We start from the raw sequence: 22151 nt of genomic DNA, 5'->3' as shown, positions 1-22151 counted from the left end.
CACTCTCTTATGCTTTGCTATTATAGGCCCATTTAAGCCACATAGCGCCCCAGGTAAATCCACCACCAAAGGCTGCAAAAATAATATTATCTCCTTTTTTAAGCTTTTTCTCGTAATCCCACAGTAAAAGTGGTAGTGTACCGGCAGTGGTATTGCCGTACTTCTCAATGTTCATCATTACTTTTTCTTCTGAAAGCCCTATTCGACTTGCGGTAGCATCTATAATGCGTTTGTTGGCCTGATGTGGAGCCAACCAATTAATGTCATTACCTGTTAGATTATTTCTTTCTAAAACCTCAGCAGCTACTTCAGCCATGTTGGTTACAGCAAACTTATAAACAGTGGCACCTTCCTGAAATACATAATGCTGTTTTGCATCTATGGTTGCATACGTTGCAGGCAATCGGCTTCCACCAGCCTCCATACGCAAAAAGTTGGCACCGGTTCCATCACTTCGCAGGATAGCGTCCATGATTCCAACATCTTCGGTTGTCGGCTCTAACAATACAGCACCCGCACCATCGCCAAAAATGATGCATGTGGCTCTGTCTTGATAGTTAATGATAGAAGACATTTTATCTCCACCGATTACCAATACTTTTTTGTAAGTGCCGCTCTGAATAAAATTAGCTCCTGTGGCCAGGGCAAACAGAAAACCCGAACAGGCAGCTCCAAGATCGTAGCTGAATGCATTAACGGCACCAATTTCGGTGGCAATAATATTAGCTGTTGCCGGAAAAGGCATGTCTGGTGTAATAGTTGCGCAAATAACCAAGTCGATTTCTCTGGGATCGATGCCTGTTTTGCTGATAATTTCCTGGGCAGCTTTAATACCCATGTAGCTGGTACCTAGGCCTGCACCTTTCAAAATTCTTCTTTCTTTAATACCAGTGCGGGAGGTAATCCATTCATCATTGGTATCAACCATTGTTTCTAGTTCTTTGTTGGTTAGTACATATTCTGGTACATAACCGCCAACACCAGTGATCGCAGCGCGAATCTTATCCATTTTTTTAATGCTTACAGCAGTATTACTAAACCCTTATAAAAAAGAAAAGCCCGATGAACCATCGAGCATTTCAATAATTGATTATCAATTACGATGTTTTACAATCCGATATTGATGCAACACTAAACAGGTTGCCTTTCAGGTGTAGGATTGCCGAATGTCTCATGCAATTAAGCAAGTGCTTCTCTTTCCATTACTACTTTACCTTTAAAGTAAAGCTTTCCTTCGTGCCAATAAGCACGGTGTGGGCGGTGTGTTTCGCCAGTAGTAGGGCAAACAGTGAAAGAGCTGACTTCAGCTTTATAATGTGTTCTCCTCTTATCGCGTCTTGTTTTCGAGGTTTTTCGTTTCGGATTTGGCATAACTCAAACAGTTTAGTATCAGTGCTTTATTTTTTTAACTTTTTCAGTGCTTCCCAGCGTGGGTCAACCGCGCTTTCATCACTTTTTTCATCCTTTGATGCTGAAGAATAGATTAGTTTCCCTTCCTCATTATCGTCTTCTTCCTCATTGTAGCGAGGGTGAAGTTTTTTGATTGGAACGGCCAACACAATGTATTCAAACATTGGCTGTCCCAAATCCAGCGTTGCGGTATCACGATGTATCATCATCACCTCTTCACTGATCTCTTTATCTTCATCTCCATACTTGTACATCAATTTTTGATTGATGTTGATCGGGAAATCAAATTCATCCAGACTCCGATCACAAGTAAGGACTATGCTGCCTTCAATGCGGAAGTTCGTTTCAATAAAAGTCTCATGTTTATCGAGACTCACAGTGGCTTTTAACTTGCCTTCTGTAATCATTTCGGAGCCATACTGCTTAAAAAAACCACTATCAAGCTCGAAATCGAACTGGTGAACAGTGAGGCTTAAGCCTAAAATATTAACCCCGAATAAATTCACTTTCCTGACCCTCCGGTTTTAAAATAGTCGGCAAATGTAGAAGAATAAATGGAAAATTAAAAGTAAAGCTGTGTTTTTCCAAGAAAGTCAATTTGCTAATTGACTGATTATCAATATTTACAGATATTCTTGGATAGCAATTTCCTTTAATTGCGCTTTAGATTTTTTATTAACGTTCTCCAGAAAAAAATCAATAATTGCTTTTTTGAAACCTAATTTTATTGCCAGGCTCTTGCAAAAAATTATTTCACTTTCGAAAATATTCTGATCCACTAAAATAAGCTCAATGCTACTATAGAGGTATTCGAACTTCTGATCTACAGAAAGGGCGCCCAGACTGTCGATGGGTTCTGGCTTACGAATAAGCTCCTGAACCTCCAATTCCGGAAAATTGCGCTCCTTGGCTATTTTAAAAATCATATCCCGCTCAGCCTTTGCAAAGTGTTTGTCGGCTTCAGCCAACTGGATAAGTATGTTTAAATGCTTTCTAGTAACTACGTCCATTTGAACTTTCGCTTTAACCAAAAATACAATTTACTGTCTTTTAGCCGATTAGATTAGGTTAAACGGTAGAAAATGGAAATAAATTCACATTATTTACCTGTAAGCTGTTCTTTCCTGCTTTGAATAATATCGCACGCTTTAAAAAGTGCTTCTCGGAATGAATTTTCATCAGCCTGATTTTTTCCAGCGATTGCATATGCTGTTCCATGATCAGGCGATGTTCTTACAACAGAAAGCCCAGCGGTAAAGTTTATTCCATTTTCGAAAGCTAGCGTTTTAAAAGGGATAAGCCCCTGATCGTGATACATGGCTAATATCCCATCAAACTTTGTGTACTGCCCTGAAGCAAAGAAGCCATCAGCAGGGAAAGGGCCACTTACTAGTTTGCCTTTATTTCTCCAATCGTTAACAAGCGGTTTCAAAATTTCCTCCTCCTCAGTTCCTATCAAACCTCCATCTCCAGCATGAGGATTAAGTCCTAATATGGCTATTTTTGGTTTGTTAATGCCAAAATCATTTCGGAGCGAATGCTCTAAAAGCTTAAGCTTACTCTCTATGCGCTCGCGGGTAATAAGTCCTGCAATTTCGCGCACCGCCACATGTTCTGTTACTAAACCAACTCGCAACGTATTGCCTACCAGTAACATAAGACTCTCACTGGCACCAAAGTATTGCGTTAAAAATTCGGTATGTCCTTTAAAAGGAAATTCTTCGCTATGTATGCTTTGTTTATCTATAGGGGCAGTAACCAATGCATCAATTAGTCCTTCTTTTAGTTCTTCACAGGCTTTTTGTAAGCTCAACAAGGCCGCCTTACCGGTTTCTTTTGATGCTTTGCCGGGAACAATTTCAATTACATCATCCCAACAGTTTACAAGGTTTAGCTGCCTGGCAATAAAATGTCCCTTGTTTTTTACCTGCGTATAATTGAGTTCTTCGTTATTGAGTTGCTTTTTATAAAATGATAGAACCCGTCCGGACCCATACACAACTGGGGTAAGCAATGACATTACTCTGTGATCAGACAATGCTTTAATAATGACTTCAGGACCAATACCATTGATGTCGCCTAGAGTAATGCCAATGCGCGGCTTATGATCTGTAGACTTAGGTGAATGCTGTGTATTAGCGGGTTGAATCATGACTTACCTTGTTACTTGTTTACCAGAAGCCATCGGCTTATAGTCAACTAATTTGTACAAATAGAAACACAATTATACAGTATTTTACCTTACACTTGCACCCATGGCCACATATGATAAGGTAAGAGCAAAGAAATCGCTGGGTCAGCACTTCCTGCACGATGAGGGAATTGCCAGAAAGATTACAGAAGGACTGCTATTAGATAAAACCGGCAATCAGGTTTTAGAAATTGGCCCCGGCATGGGCGTGCTCACAAAATACCTGGTAGAAATAACCAATCTACAATTGAAAGTTATTGAAATAGACCGTGATTCAGTGGCCTATTTGAAGAGACATTTTGCTTTACTGGATGGTAAAATTATTGAGGGTGATTTTTTAAAAGAAGATTTAGACAGCGTGTTTTCCGGGACTTTCTCTATCATTGGCAATTTTCCTTACAACATATCTTCACAAATCTTTTTCAGGGTTTTGGAGCAGCGCAATAGGGTAGAGCAAGTGGTTTGCATGTTGCAAAAGGAAGTGGCTGACAGGATTGCCTCCAGACATGGCAATAAGACATATGGTATTCTCAGCGTGTTACTGCAAACATTCTACAATATTGAAAACCTGTTTAAGGTGCCTCCAGGTGTTTTTACACCGCCACCCAAAGTTATGTCGGCTGTTATTCGCCTTGTCAGGAATGACAGGAAGCAATTAGGTTGCGATGAGAAACTTTTTGTAACCGTTGTAAAAACAGGCTTTAACCAAAGACGCAAAACATTGCGCAATGCACTTAAAAATCTAACTTTGTCGAGCGATGTTGCGGCCTTACCCGTTATGGATAAAAGAGCCGAACAACTTAGCGTTGAAGATTTTATTCAGCTCACACAGGTAATAGAGAAGAGTCGTGCAGTCCAACATGGAGTTTGAACTAAGCAAAGAGTTTAGAGATCGGTTTCAGCAAGCGCTTGATGAGCGTGACAATACTTTTATTGTCGAAACATTAGAGTCTGTTCAGTCAGCGGATATCTCATCTCTTTTATATGAATTTAGCTCTGAAGAATCCAAATATGTACTGGATATACTGGATAAGGAGGTACACGCAGAAATTATTCGTGACCTGGATTCTGATACGCGCAAGGCTTTTCTGAAAATTTACACGCCTACTGAAATAGCCGGAGTACTCAATCAGTTAAATTCTGATGATGCAGCTGATATTTTGCATGAGGTACCTGTAAAAGCACGTGAAGAAGTGCTAGCATTAATAGACGCTGATCTTCGTTTACAAGTAGTTGACCTATTGCGCTATGAAGAAACCGTTGCCGGTGGTTTAATGGCAAAGGAATTAATCAAAGTGCGTCAGGGGTGGACGGTTAATCAATGTATTGAAGAAATAAGAAAGCAGGCAGAAAATGTTGATAAGTTTTATGCCGTGTATGTAGTTGATGAAGTAGATCGTCTAATTGGCCGGGTTTCATTAAAAAGTTTGGTGCTGGCCAATGCCTTCAAGTCTGTAGCAGAAATTATGGAGGAAGAGGAGGTTGTTTCTGTTGAAACCTACCTTGAAGACACAGAGGTAGCGGATATCATGCAGAAGTACGATCTGGAATCGGTGCCTGTTGTAAATGTGAACGGACAATTAGTAGGTCGCATTACCATTGATGATGTGGTGGATGTAATTACAGAGCAGGCGGAAGAAGAGCGCCAGATCATGGCCGGTATCAGTGAAGATGTTGAAGAAGATGATAGCGTCTGGCGTAACATCAGAGCCCGTTTACCCTGGCTGATTATTGGTATTTTGGGTGGACTGATGAATGCAAAATTCATGGGTTTATTTGAAGCCGAGTTGATGCAGGTAACGGCAATCGCTTTTTTTATTCCCCTTATTCAGGCAACCGGTGGAAATGTAGGAATCCAATCAGCATCAATTGTTGTGCAGAGTTTGGCCAACCCAAGTTTTGTAGTAGAAGGCTTATGGACACGTTTAGCCAAAGTATTTTTAGTGGCTATGCTCAACGGTGTTTTTTTAGCTGGAATAGTATTTGGCGCTAATGTTTTACTTTTTACTGAGTTTGAACTTTCGCTAACTGTTTCAATAGCCCTTTTTAGTGTTGTATTGTTTGCTTCTTTTATGGGCACAGTTACACCTATGGCACTCAACTATTTTGGTTTTAATCCTGCGCTGGCTTCAGGACCTTTTATTACTACTACCAACGATTTGTTGGGGCTCACCATTTATTTCTTTACAGTAAACTTATTATTGATTTAATGTCTTCCCTGCGTCAGTGTTTGATTATTGATCCAATGCATATTAGCATATTTACTATGCTGAAAGAAATTGGTTGGGAAGGTGTAGACGTTTCAGTTAAAGATATTGCTTCTATAAAACCGCTCATTAATCAATACGAAGGTTTGTTTGTCAGGACGCGCACCAGAGTGGATGAACAACTATTAGGCAACAAACCGACTATTAAGTTTGTAGGCAGAGCGGGAGCAGGGTTGGATAATATAGATCAGGAATTTTTACTAAAACATAATATAAAAGTTTTGCATGCATCGGAAGGCAATAGAGATGCCGTGGGTGAGTATGCTGTTGGCGCTTTACTGTCACTGCTCAGAAATATACCAAGAGCGGATGCTGAAGTACGACAATCCATTTGGTTGAGGGAAGAAAACCGCGGTGAAGAACTAATGGGTAAAACAGTAGGCATTATCGGTTATGGCAATATGGGTAAAGCCTTTGCTAAACGTCTTTCCGGGTTTGGGTGTAAGGTGATTGCCTACGATAAGTATAAACAAAGTATTTCAGATGAGTGGTCTCACGAGGCTTCACTTGAAAATATATTTGAAGAAACAGACATATTGAGCTTGCACATTCCATTAACGCATGAAACTAGAGAAATGCTGAGTATGGAATTTATTACGCGTTTTAAAAAGCCCTTTATTCTCATAAACACTGCACGTGGTGAGATTGTTAAGTTAAACACATTAGCATCAGGGATTGAGACTGGTATAATCAGAGGGGCAGCATTAGATGTATTGGAAAATGAAAAACTTACATCCCTCACTTCCGAACAACAAAAAGCATTTACTTTCCTAACACATAGGAAAAATGTGATCTTTACACCACATATTGCGGGCTGGACAAACGAGTCGCATTATAAAATAAATCAAATACTGGTGCAAAAATTACAAGCCCTCGGCTTCTGATTGTGTTGAAAGTTTTCTTTGAACAAAAGATTTTGATAATTTAAGGACAGGAACAAGAAAATGAGTTTTTACAAGAAGCAGATGAAGCGTTTTAATGAATTCTATGATGATATCATAGAAAAGCCGCTGCTTACATCAACTATTGTATTAGTCCTCGTTGCCATTCTGGTACTTTCTTTAAGTTTACACTACTACCTAAATGATACCTATAATTTTGTAGGGCAAGTACTGAGTGAAGCTCACGGTATGATCTTCGATATCGCGGTGATCGGTATATTGATATTTTGGCTAAACCAGAATGGAGAAGTACGTCAGCGTATTCGTACTTATAAAGATGAAATTGATGACTTTCGGTTGTGGGAATCTGAAGAAGCTGCCTTTCGTACCGTGGGTAATATTAAGCGATTAAATCGCCATAAGATACATGAGATCAATCTTGTGAACTGTTACCTGGCACGTACAAACTTGAACTACGTAAATCTGGCAGGTTCTAATATCAACTCATGTAATCTGCAGCAGTCCTCATTAATTGAATCTAATCTGGAAAATGCCAGATTAAACCAAACCAATTTTGAGAACTCGAATTTGAATCAGGCCAATTTGAAAGGCGCTTACGCCAGTGGTGCCAATTTTAAGGATTCATTTTTAATTAAAACCCAGTTTGAAGGTGCTTTTTTGATCAAGGCTAATTTCAATAATGCCTATTTAATGGAAGCAAACATGCAAAACAGCTACTTAATGGGGGCTGATTTTGAAAATGCCAGCTTATATAAAGCTGATTTAAGAGGTGCTAAAGGACTTACCATTGAACAATTATCCAAAGCCAAAACCTTGTATATGGCCAGATTTGACGATGAAATACTAGAAGAGATCAAAACTAACCTACCAGAGCTGGTAGGAACCTGATTTTGACTAAATAAAAGAATCCTTACCTTTGTAGAATACGACAACGGTTTTGCCCCGCAAAGCCGTTGTTTGTTTTTTTAGTAAAGTCGATAATTATGAGCAAGAAAATTTCCTACTATACCAAAGACGGTTTCGAGAAGTTGAAAACTGAATTAGCTGAACTGAAAGGTAAAGGACGTGCTGCTATTGCATACCAAATTGCAGAAGCGCGTGATAAAGGTGACCTAAGTGAAAATGCAGAATATGATGCCGCAAAAGATGCACAAGGTCATCTCGAGGCAAAAATTGCTCAGTTAGAAGACTTGGTTTCTAATGCTCGTTTATTAGATGAAAACAATATTGATACTTCTAAAGTATCTATCCTATCTAAGGTTACTATCAAGAACCTGAAGAATGGAGCTTCTTTTACCTATACTTTAGTTTCTGAAGAAGAGCAAGATTTAAAAATTGGCCGCTTGTCTACACAATCACCAATTGGTAAAGGATTGCTCGGTAAAAAGAAGGGTGAAAGTGCTATGATTAAAACACCTGCCGGAGATATTGAATTTCAGGTAATGGACATAACAGCTTAAGTGTATGGCCAGCATTTTCACAAAAATTATTAACAGGGAAATACCGGGTTACATTGTGGCAGAAGATGAACGCTATATTGCTATACACGACATTAGTCCTTTAGTAATGGGCCATGTGCTGGTTATACCTAAACAGGAATCTGATTATATTTTTGATCTGGAGAATGATGCGCTTGCCGGCTTAACACTTTTCGCCAAGAAAGTAGCCATTGCGGTGAAGAAAGCTATTCCTTGCAAAAGGGTAGGCGTGGCCGTAATTGGCCTCGAGGTTCCTCATGTGCATATTCACCTTGTACCTATGAATAGCATGGGCGACATCAATTTCACAAAACCCAAGCTTAGCCCTTCAAAAGAGGAACTAGCTGAAGTAACCGAAAAGATCAAAGCCGCACTTTAAGCTCACATTTAACCCTTCTCTTATTTGAGCCTCTCCTTATTGAACATTTTCAATAAGTAATGGTTAATTTTGGGTAAAGCATTTTCGTGTGAATAACTCAATAGCCTCTTTAAAACAATACTGCAATAGTCTTGTGCAATACAACCGCAGAAAAACCATTGAAGTAAAGATTGGTGATGTGCCTATGGGGGGTAATAACCCTATTCGTGTACAGTCCATGACTACTATTGATACGATGGATACCATCGGCTCAGTAGAGCAAACTATACGCATGGTAGAGGCTGGCTGCGAATATGTACGCATAACTGCCCCAAGTTTAAAAGAAGCACAAAATCTTGCGGAGATAAAAAAAGAATTAAGAAAACGTGGGTATAACGTACCCTTGGTGGCAGATATACATTTTACACCCAACGCAGCAGAACTGGCTGCGCGCATTGTAGAAAAAGTACGCGTTAATCCGGGCAACTACGCTGATAAAAAAAGATTTGAAAATATCGATTACACAGAGGCTTCCTATCAAACTGAGTTAGATCGCATCAGAGATAAATTTACACCACTAATAAAAATCTGTAAAGAACACGGTACGGCTATGCGTATCGGAACTAACCATGGTTCTTTGTCCGATAGAATTATGAGCCGCTATGGTGATTCACCACTTGGTATGGTGGAGTCTGCACTAGAGTTCTTACGCATTTGTGAAGACGAACAGTTTTACAACACTGTAGTATCTATGAAGTCCAGCAATCCACAGGTGATGGTGCAGGCTTATCGTTTACTTGTGCAAAAATTAGATGAAGGTGGTTTTAAACCTTATCCGTTACACTTAGGCGTTACTGAGGCGGGTGATGGAGAAGATGGTAGAATAAAATCAGCAGTGGGTATTGGAACCCTACTTGAAGATGGCTTAGGCGATACTATTCGTGTATCATTAACTGAAGAGCCTGAAGCGGAAGTACCAGTAGCTTATACGTTAGCTAAGCGTTATGATAAACGCGCCAATCATAAAAACATTCCTGAAATTAAGCACTACGCCATCAACCCATTTGAGTATACACGAAGAGTAACACATGAAGTAGTAAATATTGGTGGAGAGCATTGGGTGCCAAGAGTAATCGCAGATCTTTCTCAACGGGAAGCTATCACTCAGGCTTCGCTGTTTTCATTGGGCTATCATTACTCTGTTCCTTTAGATAAGTGGAATATAACAGACATGGCATGCGACTATGTTTATGCAGGCAATAAACTTATTGACTTTGCCATACCCGGTACTTTGGGTATTATCTATGATTATACAACCTGGCTTACACAAAATGAAAAAGACAGGGTTTATCCTTTGTTGGATGTAAATACTTTCCTTGAAGGTAAGCAGCTTTCAAACGCACTAAATTTTGTTCAGGTGTCTATTGAAAATGTAAATGCATCTTTGATTGAAACACTTAGAACTAATAAAAATATAGTATTAGTGATCACCACTGACAATGAGCATGGTATGGCAGAGCAAAGAAGACTCATGCTGAACATTATTGATGCTGATTGTTCTGCTCCGGTAATTATCCGTAGAAATTATGTAGACCTTTCGCAGGAGGAATTGCAATTGCATGCAGCTACCGATGTTGGTGCGCTACTATTAGATGGTTTAGGTGATGGTATTTTTCTGTCGGCTATTAATTGTGGTCCTGAAAAAATGCTGAACGAAACAGCCTTTAATATTTTACAGGCTACGCGTACACGCATTTCGAAAACGGAATATATCTCATGTCCCTCATGCGGACGAACCCTATTTGATTTACAAGAGACCACCAACAAGATACGTGTGCGCACCAATCATTTAAAAGGATTGAAGATTGGTATTATGGGTTGTATTGTGAATGGTCCGGGCGAAATGGCAGATGCAGATTATGGTTATGTAGGTTCAGGGCCCGGAAGGATAACATTGTATAAAGGCAAAGAGGTAGTGCGAAGAAACATACCAACAGAAAAGGCAGTAGACGAATTAGTTAACCTGATTCGTGAACATGGAGATTGGGTAGAACAAGAAAATTAATTTATGGAAGAGCAAAGAGATTTAGCAAAGCAAGGAGCAAAGAGAAGTTGGAAGGATTTCTTCAAATTAGGAGAAGTAGGTGGTTATTTTTTTAGAGCGAAAGATCCGAACCGTCCAACTAATGCAAGTTTAAAAATGATGCATGGCGTTAATAAATTATCAATTGTGATGTTTCTCGCTTGCGTGATTATAATCGTCACCCGCATTATTGCACGTAATTATTTCTAAGATGAACATCGAAGGCTTCCGTGCTTACTGCCTTGCCAAGAAAGGTGTAACAGAGGAGTTTCCTTTTGATGCCAACACGCTTGTCTATAAGGTTATGGGTAAGATGTTTGCCCTTACTGATTTAGATAATTTTGAAAGTGTCAACTTAAAAGCGGACCCTGAGCAGGTGATGCTGCTGCAGGAACGATTTTCTGCAGTTTTACCTGGCTATCATATGAATAAAAAGCACTGGATCAGCGTTATGCTAGACGGAACCCTAAAAGACAGCCTGATATGCGAATGGATAGACGACTCATACAACCTGGTAAGTGCCTCATTACCAAAGAAGGACAGAGAAATCTTAAAGGAACTCTGAGGTCGGATTTCTCAGTTATTTCCTTAATTTTGATAGCTTAAGCATTATCGAATCGATGTCTAGGAGTCTTTTTGTCATTGTTGGACTAACAATCCTGCTGAGTAGCTGTGCCTACCAGCCGATGACTTGCCCTGCCTATCAGAGTGCTTATATTCATGATAAAGACGCTTTACGTAAGAAATTCAGCTATTTCGTCAATGACTCGGCTCCCAAAGTATATGCCACCAGTAAGTCGAAGTTCTTGATTATTGAACCCACTACCTATAAAAAGAAAGAGCGAACCATACAGACTGTGGAAAAGAAGGCTGTGTGGGTAGTTGTTCCGGATTCCTTAAAAGAGGGTTATCAGAAGCCGGAGGAGGCGTTTTCAATGGCAGAAAGAAATGTGGATGATAGCACTGCCGTTGTTCGTATTGATACCCTTGCCTCTGCCGAAGAATACAAAATCTCTAAAGATGCAGAAATAAGGGTGCTTAAGTATGATAACAACAAAAGACAATATTGGGTAGATACCCTCGGTTATAATAACGATCAAGATAATTACATGTGGTATCTGCGTCATGTGCTTGTATTGCCTGACGCAAGGCTGGCTGCCATGGAATCTAAAGACCAGAAGAAAGATGAACCTAAAGTGAAAGGCAAAGCTAAGCGGGAACGTGGAGGAGGTCTTTTCAAGAAATCAAAATCAAAAGGAGATAGCCTGGAAGGTTATGAAGGCACAACTTCAGCGACTATTTTACCTAACAAGGTTAAGACCAAAAAAGTAAAGAAGAAAAAAGAAAAGAAACCAGTTGAGGCAACTCCGGCACCTGCTAAAAAAGAGGAGGATGAAGATGATGGGTTTTGATGATGTGCTGATGAGTTGATTCGTTTATGTGATGATTTGAGCTGCGACCTACGAGTATCTAGCTTCGAGTCTCAATCAAACAAAGTAAGGTTACCAAACTGATCAGCAGGTGGTGTAGCAATAATCAAAGACGGAACATTAATTGTGCTATCGTTAATCCTTGGAGACACAGTATACAAACTCATTTTACTTTCAAGATATACTTTAAATAAAGCGAGTAATGCTTCTTCACTTGCATCAGCATCCATCCATATTTGCTCCTGAGCTTTCTCAAAAATCATTGGCATCCTTTCGCTCATCGAGTTCACCAATGGATTTGACTGTGCTGTAATTAACATAAAGGTGTGGTGCGTTTGACCTTCGTTGTCTTCAAACTCCTCCCAAATGCCTGCAAATGAAATAGGACTTTTATCAGCAATTATAAAACGGTGAGGAATAAGTGTTTTCTTACCCACTTTCTTCCAGGCATAAAATCCATCAGCAGGAATAAGGCAACGGTATCGTTTCAGTGTTTTACGCATGGCCGGGCGTTCACTAAAACTCTCTGCTCTTATATTAATAAGCTTTTCACTTACGTGTTTATTCTTGGCCCACTCAGGCGGGGTGCCCCAATAAAAAAATGATATGCCTGCTGAACCTTGTAAAATAACAGGTAGTAAATGAGTAGGGGCTGCGTTGTACAACGACTTATAAGATTCTGGTACGTCTACACCAAAGCGCTGCTGCAGTTGTTCACGGGTGGCGGTAAGGGTGTAGCGTTCAATCATGGTGTTTTACAAAATGAAGTGCTCGTTCTTCGCTCCAAAATACATTCTTTTTATTGAACTGCGCAAAACCAACATGTCCTCCCTCAGTCGTTACTTCTAACTGTACAAACGGATGGTGCTGTAGCTTTTGAACCGGAAAACAAGTTTCGCTTAAAAAGGGATCATTCAAAGCATTTACAATCAGGGTTGGTATTTGAATATATTCTGCAAAGCGTATTGAACTGCATTGGGTATAATAATCAACTGCATCGCGGTAGCCATGCAAAACAGAAGTAAACTGATCGTCAAAACTCTGAAGGTCTGTTACCTGATCAATTCTGCTAATATCAAGGTCGTTGCGTAATGCAGCTTTGTCTCTTACTTTTTGCTTTAGTGTTTTTAGAAACCTTTTTGCATACAAACGATTTGACGACTTTCCCAATTGTATGCAACTGGAGTGTAAATCCATGGGGACAGAAAACACAACACTCTTTCGGATGCGTTCATCTCTTTTGTGTTCACCTAAATATTTTAAAGTAAGGTTACCACCCAAACTAAAACCGATCAGGGTAATTTCTTCATAAGCTTGAGCAAGTGCATGCTGCACAACTACATCCAAGTCATCGGTGGCACCACTATGATAGAATCGCCTTTGTTTATTCATCTCTTCACTGCAGCCACGATAATTCCACGCGAGCACATCGTACTGCTGGTCATGAAAAATTTTAGCCATCCCTTTTATGTAGGCTCTCTCAGTGTTGCCTTCAAGGCCATGCGAGATGATGACGAGTTTGTTTGATCCTTGTTTAATCCAATCTAAATCAAGAAAATCATCATCAGGTGTTGTGATTCGTTCCCGTTGATAAGGCTTTAAGGCAACAGATCTGAAAATAGCAGGGTAGATGGTTTCAACGTGCGGGTGAAAGAGAAGTGTAGGGCGTTGGTAATTATTGAATTTTGTCAATTTATTTTGAAATAGAATATTCAACGATCTGTCAAGACCATTTCATTCTTTCTTTAAGTGAAGTAATATGAGCAAGGTGGTGTTTGCCGTGCCATGCATACAATGCAAGCATACGCTCAAGATTAATTTCTTTTTGCGTTTGTGGATGAATAAAACTACGATGCCATGCATCGTCATCAAGCAGGCTTAGCATGGCAGACCATTTAGCATGGAAAGAGGTAATCAGCGAAATAGACAAAGCAGGATCAAGTTGGTTATCGATAGTTTCTGCCCAGATCTTCTCTTCATAGGCTTTAATTACAGGCTTCTCTTCCGTAAGCGCCCACTTAAAGCGTATATAAGAATGCATGTGGCTGTCGGCAATGTGGTGAATAAGTTGTTGCACAGACCAACCTCCATCCCGATAGGGTGTTGTGAATTGTTCTTTCGAAAAATGTTTTACAACTTCTGCTAGTTGTGCAGGAAGGTTAGCAATTTCTGTAATCAGTTTTTTCTTTTCCTCTATAGTATAAGAGGTCAGAGGGGCAAATTTGCCAATAGGATAACGAAGTTGATCAATATCAAGCATTTGTTTTGGCTTCTTTTGCCTGCGCTTTTGCAGCTTTTAATTTTTGTCTGGCTTTATCCCTTCGATTGCGTACGCGAATATTAAACATCTCGATAAGTAAGGAGAAGACCACAGCAAAGTAGATATAACCCTTTGGTATATCGTATTCCAGACCCTCAAGAAATAACATGAAGCCAATAAGAATGAGGAAACCTAAAGCCAATACTTCCAGCGATGGATGTTTATGAATATAGTCACTTATTCTTCCAGAGAATACCATCATAATACCAATAGAAATGACTACAGCAATTACCATGATCAGTATTTCTTGCGTTAGACCAACTGCAGTAAGAATGGAATCGAAAGAAAAGATAATATCCAGCAAGATAATTTGAATAATAACATTGGTTATGCTCTTAGTAGCCTTAGCCTGTATTTCACCTTCTTCATCATCACCTTCAACTTCGTGGTTCATTTCTCTTGTGCTTTTTGCAATTAAGAAAAGTCCACCAAACATAAGAATAAGATCACGTCCGCTAAATGGATGGTCATGACCAATAAAACGATCTACTAAACCATGACCCAGTATATCGGATAGGAAGAAAAGAGGTTCAGTGAAAGTGATGACCCACGTTATACCTAACAACAGCATTATACGCACGATCATGGCCAATGCTAAGCCCATATTGCGCGTTCTGGCTCGCTGCTCAATAGGGAGTTTGTTGGATACAATAGAAATAAATATAATGTTATCGATGCCGAGCACTACCTCAAAAAAGGTAAGTGTTACTAGGGCTAGCCAAGCCTCGGCTGTTAAGAAGATTTCCATGGTTGAGAGGAAATTGGTTGGTTTACACTGCTAAATTAGAATAAGAAATGTAACCCTCAAATGTTACTTGTCTAGAAAGTCGATGTCAACATTGAGAGGATAGCGCATTAAATATTGTAAAGCTTGCTGAACTGTGAGTTTTTCGAATAAAACACGATAAAGAGCATGCGTAATCGGGGCTTTCACCTGATAATAATCTGCACATTTTTTTGCTATTCGCACCGTATTTATACCCTCAGCCACCTCATCGGTTTCGGCTAATATATCCTGTAAGGTCTTTCCTTGAGCTAATTTATGGCCTACTTGAAAGTTGCGACTCAGCGAGCTGTTGCAGGTGGTGACAAGATCGCCTATGCCTGCCACACCCAAAAATGCTTTTGTATTTCCTCCGAGAGCACGACCCAGGTAAATCATTTCAACTACACCACGACTTATTAATAAACCCCTTGCGTTTTCTCCATAACCTAAACCGCTCAGTGCACCTGAAGCAATGGCGATCACATTCTTTAATACACCGGCAAGCTCCACCCCAGTTAAATCGTTATTGCCGTAAACCTGAAAATAGTCGTTGCGCAATAATTTTTTACCGAGTTCAATTACTTCATTAAAAGGGCTAGCTATTACAGTTGCGGAAGGATGTTGAGCGGCCAGCTCTTTTGAAAGATTGGGGCCTGCTAAGCAACCCACACGCACTACAGCACTTTCTTCACGAATTACTTCGCTCATGGTTTTAACCTGATGTCTATTGAGCGTTTCAATTTCTTCAATAGTACTGTGCTTGGGTAAGGTTATATCAAAACCTTTAGTGCCATGAATTAAAATGTGATAAGGATGCAGGTGAGGAGAAAGGCTTCGAATAACAGAACGAAAATGCGAAGATGGAATGATAGGAAAAATAATATCACATTCTGCTGCAACTTTAGCCAGATCATTAACAGCGGTTACATTTTTGTCTATAATATGGCCGCGGTTATCTCTGCTTGTATTAATTCTATGTACAACCTCCGGATCTCGCGCATAAAGCAATACAGGGCGTTGCCTTGCTAATAAGTTAGCAACGGCAGACCCAAAGTTGCCTGCTCCGATTACGCCTATAGGCTTATTGTCCGATAAATTTATCGAGTTCATATCCGACCAGGCGATTTTGATAATAGTATAGTACGTTCAAATCGCGAGTGATAATATTACCATCGCGGTTTCTGAGTAAGGGGCGTTTTAAGTGAAATATACCTACGTTATAAAGTCCACGTTTAATCACTTCATCAATATCACCTTTCAGGTGTGAAGCGATGTTGACTTTATTTTCAATTTTCATTCTGTAAATCTGTTTGCGCACACGCTTACAGGTGTCACGAAATTCTTCGTATGGCAATGTCAGATCCTCTTCAGGCAAACGCAGTAAACTAAACAGATCAAGTTTTGGATGTCGCTTCTGCCACATAGTAAAAGCGACAAATGCTACCAGGTGACTGGCGAAAACCCTATTGATTCTGTGATACTCGCTTACAATTTTTTGACTGAGCATGCGTGTATACTCGTCTTCGCGTTGCCTATCAGCCGAAAGTTGACCGTTGGTAATAAAATAATCTCTTGTATTAATTGATCTTCCGTGCTCGTCAATACTGTTTCCTTCATCATCAACGTAATTGCCCATGATGTCGAGACCTTTGCCGATAGAAACGGAAATGCTTGATCCTTTAGTAAAGAATTTAAACATGAACTGAATCAGTTGCCAGCTTCCGTAGCGATCTTGTTCAGGCATGTAGCGATCCTGTCCTTTAGAAGAGAGATAGTCTTCAATAAGGTCTGGTGCTTCTAATACAAAATGGTAATTAAGTGTAACAGGAACAATGAAAATCTTCCTTACCTCTTCACCAGGTTTAGCGTCCAGATAAGCATCGCGTTGTGCTTCTACAGTTGAAGAGAGCAAGCCAAGCTTGAGTTGCTTTTCAATCATACCTGAGCGCGAGCGAGTACCCCCCGGAAAGAATAAACTATGCGCGCCTTTTTGCAATGCCAGTGTTGAATAGAGTTTTAGTGTTTCAAGGTAGGGCATGTTCTTTTTTCTGCGATCTACCTTGTACGCACCCAGGCTATTCATGAAGTAGGCAAATATTTTTATGTTGAACAGGTTAAGTCCTGCGCCATAAATAAAAGCTGGTAAGCCCAGTGAATGTATTACCCATCCGATCAATATGGAATCCAGATTACTGAAATGGGTGGGCACCATAACAACGGTACCCTTGCGGGCTAATCTTCTTAGTTGTTTTACCTTACCAACAATATGAATTTTATCACGCAGGGTATATTGGTTTCGCCAAAAGGCACCAAATTTTTTTACTCTTGCACCATTTAATAAGCGGGCAAACCAAAACTTAATTACTTCACGAGCCAGGCGATAGCGGCTTGGTTTAAAGTTGCCGGCAATTTCATCTGCATAGCGTGTAACTATTCTTTTCAGAATCTCATTGGCTTTCTCCTGTTGTTCTTCTTCAGTTTTACCAGAGAGTGCCTGCAGGTCTTCTTTTACTTTGCTCCAGAACTTTGGTTCATCCTGAGGGTCGGCACGCCAGCGGTTACGCTTCATACGTTGCTGCTCACGATAAACAGTAGCCTCTAATTCATCCACTAATTGCTTAGTAGAGGCTCGTAGTTCTTTAACCCTGTTAAAGGACTTCTGAGCTACTTCTTCAATAAATTCCTTTCTGTTTTTACTGAGTTTATAAACAGGCCAATCCGGGATACCTTCCAAAATTGGCTTGTACTTCTTATTCTTATTCTTCTTTTCCTGAATATCCATCGCCAGCTATTGGGTGCGCAAAATAACACAATTCTACCATTGGATTTGGCGTCTGTGATCTTAATTATACCCTGTTAAGGGCTTCTCCTAATGAGCGAGACATGGAGTTAAATCGTTCCATAGCCTCCTTTAAGAAGGTTTCATCTATCATTTTTTCGATATCTGCTTCACTGGTTACATCAAACTCGTTCACCTTAAAGGTTTGCTCAAGTAAACCTTGCTCAAGTTTTATGATGTAGCGGTTATTCCAGGCGTAAAGGGTTATTTTGTAATGGGGGGTGGGTATTTCCTTTAAAACTCTCATTGCTAATTTCAGTGGATTTTGAGCAAAGATGTGATTTCAAACTGGTTTTAAGGAAATTAAGTCAGGTTTAAGCTCGACTACTTTTGCTGGTTAGAAGTGTAAACTGTGCTGGTGGGAGTTTCCTGTTCCGCAAGAATGTCATTGTTTTGCTTAATCTTCTGAAGTTCCTGCTCCAAGTTGCGGTATACCTGACTTTTGTGAAGTTCATCAAACTTCATTTGTCTCATAAGGCGTTGTATCTCCAGTTCACGTTTGCGTAGGTTCTCTTTTTCGGAATTCATGAAGGTTAAAAAATAGGGTATTTTAGGTTATTAGATGCTAAGTTAATGATAGAAAGCATTTTTTCTAGGCAGATTATCAATAAAATGCATGTTGAAAAAAGTTTTTTGCTAGAATAGACGATCAGTGGAAACTTATCGTTTCTAACAAGAGTTTCCTTAGAACGTTTAGAGTTATATCTTGTAACCTATTCCAGCAATTTTTTGCAAAGCAGACATGACAATGTTTCGATTTTTAATAGCTATTACTCTACTCGTACTGAGTAGCTCAATTATTGCGCAAGCAACCCATTTGCGCGCAGGAGAAATAACAGTTGTGCGTAAAAGCTGTGCTGGCTTAACATTTATTATTACAGTTACAGTTTATACAGATTCGGAGTCAACAGTTCCTTTTGGGGGCAGGCAGTCAGATGGCCTTGATGTGCTGGATTTTGGTGATGGTATAAGAATAATTATTCCTGAAACGCCAAGCGTAGCAAAGCCTGAACTGGGGGCTAACATTGCGGTAGCTTCATTTACCACTGAACATACTTATGGTGGTTCTGGAAGATACTTAATTTCTTACAAGGAACCCAATAGAAATGGTGGAGTATTGAATATGGTTAATTCCATTCTAACTACATTTTATATAGAGACTGAAATTAATACTGATGCTTTCTACGGCTGTAACAATAGCCCTAAATTGTTAATTGCGCCAGTAGACAAGGGTTGTACTGGCGTTGCTTTTCAACACAACCCTGGTGCCTTTGATCCTGATGGAGACAGCTTATCTTATGAAATGGTGATCCCTTTCAGAGATCGCAACACCGTTGTAACAGGTTACAGAGATCCGAACAATAGCGGCTTTTATACAGGTAATTTTGATACTGCCAATGAAAATCAGAATGGTCCACCCACTTTTTCAATTAACCCGATAACTGGAACAATTACCTGGGATGCACCTGGTATTAGGGGAGAATATAATATAGCCTTTAATATTGTTGAATGGCGAGAGATAGCAGGCCAATGGGTAGAAATTGGTTATGTGAGACGCGACATGCAAATCATAATAGATGAGTGTGATAATGAAAGGCCTGACTTAATTATACCCAACGATACTTGTGTTGTAGCAGGCACTACACTTAACGTTACAATTTTCGGAATAGACATTGACAACAACAATGTTAAAATTGAGGCCTTCAGCGAGTTGTTCGGAGATACATTTATTAGTCCGGCCAAGGTGTCTCCAAATCCTGCGGTTTTTCAATCGGTAGTTCCTGATCCGGCTGAGTTAACTTTTGAATGGGAGACTGTTTGTGAGCATGTAAAAGATCAACCATATCAGGTTGTATTTAAAATAACAGATAACGGCCAGCCTAATCTTGTCACTTTTAAAACATGGTTTGTAAAAGTGGTGGGGCCGGCTCCGGAATGGAATCTGGCTACAGTCGACTTTGCTAAAAGGCATGTAAAACTTGATTGGGATGAGTACACATGTAAAAATGCCTCGAGTATTCAGGTATGGAGACGTGTAGATTCGTTTGCCTATACACCCGCTAATTGTGAAACTGGTCTTTCCCCCGGGCTCGGCTACGAAATGATTGCATTGGTTCCGGCATCCTCCATTACGTACACTGACACGAATGGTGGCCTCGGGCTTGCAGTCGGTGCTGAATATTGTTATAGATTGGTAGCGCTTTTTCCTTTGCCCAGAGGCGGTGAAAGTTATATGTCGGAAGAGTTGTGCATTGCCCCAATTTTGGCAGATGCACCAGTAATTACGCATGTAACAGTTGAAAAGACCGGTGAGAGCGATGGACAAATAAGAGTTAGCTGGCGCAAACCTTTTGAAATTGATCCTGTACAATTTCCACCGCCATATCAATATAAAGTATGGAGATCAGAAGGGTTTACTGGCGCTAAGCCATGGGTAGCCATCAGCTCAGGAACTATATCAGACACAACGGCTATCGATAATGCGATTAATACGCTTGATAAAATATACAGTTACCATGTAGAGCTATACTCAGCCACAATTAACAATCCGGCCATTGCTCCAGTCGACACCTCAGCAACTGCCAGTATGGTGAGGCTCGATGTCCAGTCGGGCGATCAACGTTTAGACTTGAGTTGGCAGGCATTTACACCATGGTCCAACCTCTCTCAAAATTTTCCTTTGCATGATGTATACCGAGGTGCAGAAGGCTCTACTGAAACCGCAGGTTTAGTGTTGTATCAACAGGTGAATGTGAGTGTAAATGGTTTTATTTTTTCCGATCCGGGAGAAACAGCCCCGCCTCTGGTAGAAGATGAAGTGTATTGTTACCGTGTTATGACAAGAGGTACTTATGGAAACCCCGCCATAGATGAGCCATTGGAAAATTACTCTCAGATAATTTGTGCACAAGCAGCAGATGAAGAACCACCAGTATGTGTACCCTCTCCAGTACTGGCAGATATTCGCTCATGTGAAGAGTTTTTTGCTGATCAATCTACTTGTAACATAAATACTTTCAGCAATGAAGTAAGGTGGAATAGGGTGACAACCACCGAATGCGAAGGTGATGTGTTAGGCTATCGTGTTTATGTTGCCAACGAAATAAACGGAGAGTTTCAACCAATACTTATTAATGGACAAACTTTTACCAGAGACACTGTTTTTGTAGACAATAACCTGACCTCATTTGCCCGATGCTATAAGATTTCTGTGGTAGACCGTTCTGGAAATGAAAGTGAATTGAGTGAATCCATTTGTAATGACAACTGTCCTTATTACGAACTACCTAATGTATTTACACCTAATGGAGATGGCTGCAACGACTTTTTCAGTGCCTATAGTAACCGCGAGGGTACAGGTGAAGAGTCACCTAATCCGAGTAGTTTAAATTGCCAGCCCGCCTACAAAGAAAGATGCGCACGCTTTGTTGAGAAAGTTCTTTTCAGGGTATACAATCGCTGGGGCGTTGAGGTGTATACTTACGAATCTGTTTTGGGTGATGATGTAGACAAGACTATTTATATTGATTGGGATGGACGTGATAACAGTGGTACACTACTGAATTCCGGAGTTTACTATTACGCAGCTGATGTTACTTTTAATGTAATTAACCCAGACAATCGGGTTCAGACAATCAAGGGTTGGGTGCATTTAATAAGGTGACAGTAGAAAAATCGATTATACTTTTTGATGGCGTCTGCAATCTTTGTAGCGGAGCTGTTCAGTTTATTTTAAAAAGAGATGCTAAAAAGAAGTTCGTTTTTGCATCACTTCAATCAGAAATTGGTAAAAATCTATTGTTGAAATATAAAGTAACCACAACGGTAGAAACCATTATTTTAATTCAGGATAATAAATGGTTTTCGCAAAGTGAAGCCGCATTGGAGATTGCCCGAAGCTTATCAGGGGTCTGGCCATTACTTTATGCTTTTAAAATTGTTCCCAGGTTTATACGAGACGGTATTTATAATTGGATTTCGAGCAACCGATACAGATTTTTTGGTAAAAAAGATGCCTGTATGATTCCTTCTCCTGAGTGGAAGAATCGTTTTCTTGATTAGTCTTTTAAAAAATCATGCTTAATTTGCTGGTCTAATTACAAACAC

25 protein-coding genes are annotated in these 22151 nt (G+C 40.0%); 12 read left to right on the top strand and 13 right to left on the bottom strand.

All coding sequences use genetic code 11. From position 1 onward, the window contains the following. Nucleotides 1-7 precede the first annotated feature (7 nt). The 5 genes from SanaruYs_RS18075 to pdxA form a co-directional block, all read right to left on the bottom strand. A complete protein-coding gene (locus SanaruYs_RS18075; RefSeq protein ID WP_127124014.1) occupies nucleotides 8-1009 on the bottom strand; it encodes a beta-ketoacyl-ACP synthase III in 1002 nt (333 codons plus the stop codon). A gap of 170 nt (nucleotides 1010-1179) precedes the next feature. Next, a complete protein-coding gene (gene rpmF, locus SanaruYs_RS18070; protein ID WP_127124013.1) occupies nucleotides 1180-1371 on the bottom strand; it encodes a 50S ribosomal protein L32 in 192 nt (63 codons plus the stop codon). A 26-nt stretch (nucleotides 1372-1397) separates the two neighbouring features. Beyond that, on the bottom strand, nucleotides 1398-1916 hold the full coding sequence (locus SanaruYs_RS18065; protein WP_127124012.1) for a YceD family protein: 519 nt from the start codon (nucleotides 1914-1916) through the stop codon (nucleotides 1398-1400). A gap of 117 nt (nucleotides 1917-2033) precedes the next feature. Continuing rightward, nucleotides 2034-2420 carry a TerB family tellurite resistance protein gene (locus SanaruYs_RS18060; protein ID WP_127124011.1) on the bottom strand — a complete coding sequence of 129 codons (387 nt, stop codon included), beginning with the start codon at nucleotides 2418-2420 and terminating at the stop codon, nucleotides 2034-2036. An 89-nt stretch (nucleotides 2421-2509) separates the two neighbouring features. After that, nucleotides 2510-3562 (bottom strand): 4-hydroxythreonine-4-phosphate dehydrogenase PdxA, encoded by a 1053-nt coding sequence (pdxA, locus tag SanaruYs_RS18055; protein ID WP_127124010.1) that lies wholly within the window; start codon nucleotides 3560-3562, stop codon nucleotides 2510-2512. A 103-nt stretch (nucleotides 3563-3665) separates the two neighbouring features. Between pdxA and rsmA the strand changes: the two genes are divergently transcribed. From rsmA to SanaruYs_RS18005, 10 genes are all read left to right on the top strand, one after another. After that, the gene (rsmA, locus tag SanaruYs_RS18050; protein ID WP_127124009.1) at nucleotides 3666-4472 is read left to right on the top strand and encodes a 16S rRNA (adenine(1518)-N(6)/adenine(1519)-N(6))-dimethyltransferase RsmA; all 807 of its coding nucleotides are present in this window, start codon (nucleotides 3666-3668) and stop codon (nucleotides 4470-4472) included. Further along, the gene (mgtE, locus tag SanaruYs_RS18045; RefSeq protein WP_127124008.1) at nucleotides 4462-5811 is read left to right on the top strand and encodes a magnesium transporter; all 1350 of its coding nucleotides are present in this window, start codon (nucleotides 4462-4464) and stop codon (nucleotides 5809-5811) included. The genes rsmA and mgtE overlap by 11 nt, the downstream gene beginning before the upstream one ends. Then, nucleotides 5811-6752 (top strand): NAD(P)-dependent oxidoreductase, encoded by a 942-nt coding sequence (locus SanaruYs_RS18040; RefSeq protein WP_127124007.1) that lies wholly within the window; start codon nucleotides 5811-5813, stop codon nucleotides 6750-6752. The genes mgtE and SanaruYs_RS18040 overlap by 1 nt, the downstream gene beginning before the upstream one ends. A gap of 60 nt (nucleotides 6753-6812) precedes the next feature. Then, entirely contained in the window at nucleotides 6813-7658 is an 846-nt protein-coding gene (locus tag SanaruYs_RS18035) for a pentapeptide repeat-containing protein (RefSeq protein ID WP_127124006.1), read from the top strand. Nucleotides 7659-7753: 95 nt separating this feature from the next. Then, on the top strand, nucleotides 7754-8230 hold the full coding sequence (greA, locus tag SanaruYs_RS18030; protein WP_127124005.1) for a transcription elongation factor GreA: 477 nt from the start codon (nucleotides 7754-7756) through the stop codon (nucleotides 8228-8230). A 4-nt stretch (nucleotides 8231-8234) separates the two neighbouring features. Then, on the top strand, nucleotides 8235-8627 hold the full coding sequence (locus SanaruYs_RS18025) for an HIT family protein (RefSeq protein WP_127124004.1): 393 nt from the start codon (nucleotides 8235-8237) through the stop codon (nucleotides 8625-8627). An 88-nt stretch (nucleotides 8628-8715) separates the two neighbouring features. Continuing rightward, entirely contained in the window at nucleotides 8716-10671 is a 1956-nt protein-coding gene (gene ispG / locus SanaruYs_RS18020) for a (E)-4-hydroxy-3-methylbut-2-enyl-diphosphate synthase (protein ID WP_127124003.1), read from the top strand. A 3-nt stretch (nucleotides 10672-10674) separates the two neighbouring features. Next, nucleotides 10675-10899, top strand: coding sequence for a DUF6728 family protein (locus SanaruYs_RS18015; protein ID WP_127124002.1), 225 nt, complete (start codon nucleotides 10675-10677; stop codon nucleotides 10897-10899). A gap of 1 nt (nucleotide 10900) precedes the next feature. Then, on the top strand, nucleotides 10901-11254 hold the full coding sequence (locus SanaruYs_RS18010; RefSeq protein WP_127124001.1) for an MmcQ/YjbR family DNA-binding protein: 354 nt from the start codon (nucleotides 10901-10903) through the stop codon (nucleotides 11252-11254). A 55-nt stretch (nucleotides 11255-11309) separates the two neighbouring features. Beyond that, nucleotides 11310-12101: a hypothetical protein gene (locus SanaruYs_RS18005; protein WP_127124000.1), complete on the top strand. Its 792-nt coding sequence runs from the start codon at nucleotides 11310-11312 to the stop codon at nucleotides 12099-12101. 71 nt (nucleotides 12102-12172) lie between these two features. Here the strand turns inward: SanaruYs_RS18005 and SanaruYs_RS18000 are convergent, their stop codons facing one another. The 8 genes from SanaruYs_RS18000 to SanaruYs_RS17965 all read right to left on the bottom strand — a co-directional run bounded on the left by SanaruYs_RS18000 (nucleotide 12173) and on the right by SanaruYs_RS17965 (nucleotide 18572). Further along, complete coding sequence (locus SanaruYs_RS18000) at nucleotides 12173-12868, bottom strand: SOS response-associated peptidase (protein ID WP_127123999.1); 696 nt, start codon at nucleotides 12866-12868, stop codon at nucleotides 12173-12175. Then, nucleotides 12861-13811 (bottom strand): YheT family hydrolase, encoded by a 951-nt coding sequence (locus tag SanaruYs_RS17995; protein ID WP_127123998.1) that lies wholly within the window; start codon nucleotides 13809-13811, stop codon nucleotides 12861-12863. Before SanaruYs_RS17995 ends, SanaruYs_RS18000 begins: the two co-directional genes overlap by 8 nt. Before the next feature lie 31 nt (nucleotides 13812-13842). Continuing rightward, on the bottom strand, nucleotides 13843-14379 hold the full coding sequence (locus SanaruYs_RS17990; protein WP_127123997.1) for a YfiT family bacillithiol transferase: 537 nt from the start codon (nucleotides 14377-14379) through the stop codon (nucleotides 13843-13845). After that, the gene (locus SanaruYs_RS17985) at nucleotides 14372-15187 is read right to left on the bottom strand and encodes a TerC family protein (RefSeq protein ID WP_127123996.1); all 816 of its coding nucleotides are present in this window, start codon (nucleotides 15185-15187) and stop codon (nucleotides 14372-14374) included. The genes SanaruYs_RS17990 and SanaruYs_RS17985 overlap by 8 nt, the downstream gene beginning before the upstream one ends. A 63-nt stretch (nucleotides 15188-15250) precedes the next feature. Further along, a complete protein-coding gene (locus tag SanaruYs_RS17980) occupies nucleotides 15251-16315 on the bottom strand; it encodes an NAD(P)H-dependent glycerol-3-phosphate dehydrogenase (protein WP_127123995.1) in 1065 nt (354 codons plus the stop codon). Beyond that, nucleotides 16287-17987, bottom strand: a complete 1701-nt coding sequence (locus tag SanaruYs_RS17975) for a 1-acyl-sn-glycerol-3-phosphate acyltransferase (protein ID WP_127123994.1) — start codon at nucleotides 17985-17987, stop codon at nucleotides 16287-16289. The genes SanaruYs_RS17980 and SanaruYs_RS17975 overlap by 29 nt, the downstream gene beginning before the upstream one ends. A gap of 64 nt (nucleotides 17988-18051) precedes the next feature. Continuing rightward, nucleotides 18052-18291 (bottom strand): hypothetical protein, encoded by a 240-nt coding sequence (locus SanaruYs_RS17970; RefSeq protein ID WP_127123993.1) that lies wholly within the window; start codon nucleotides 18289-18291, stop codon nucleotides 18052-18054. A gap of 77 nt (nucleotides 18292-18368) precedes the next feature. After that, nucleotides 18369-18572 (bottom strand): hypothetical protein, encoded by a 204-nt coding sequence (locus tag SanaruYs_RS17965; protein WP_127123992.1) that lies wholly within the window; start codon nucleotides 18570-18572, stop codon nucleotides 18369-18371. 220 nt (nucleotides 18573-18792) lie between these two features. Here SanaruYs_RS17965 and SanaruYs_RS17960 point away from each other — a divergent pair, with 220 nt between their 5' ends. Both SanaruYs_RS17960 and SanaruYs_RS17955 read left to right on the top strand, forming a co-directional pair. Then, complete coding sequence (locus SanaruYs_RS17960; protein WP_160118716.1) at nucleotides 18793-21708, top strand: T9SS type B sorting domain-containing protein; 2916 nt, start codon at nucleotides 18793-18795, stop codon at nucleotides 21706-21708. After that, nucleotides 21705-22106 carry a thiol-disulfide oxidoreductase DCC family protein gene (locus tag SanaruYs_RS17955; protein WP_127123990.1) on the top strand — a complete coding sequence of 134 codons (402 nt, stop codon included), beginning with the start codon at nucleotides 21705-21707 and terminating at the stop codon, nucleotides 22104-22106. The genes SanaruYs_RS17960 and SanaruYs_RS17955 overlap by 4 nt, the downstream gene beginning before the upstream one ends. The last annotated feature ends 45 nt before the right edge of the window (nucleotides 22107-22151 follow it).

Source organism: Chryseotalea sanaruensis, from assembly GCF_003990915.1.
GTDB classification, from domain to species: Bacteria; Bacteroidota; Bacteroidia; order Cytophagales; family Cyclobacteriaceae; genus Chryseotalea; species Chryseotalea sanaruensis.
Note: the sequence above shows the minus strand (reverse complement) of the source record. Positions and strands in the feature narration are given on the sequence as shown.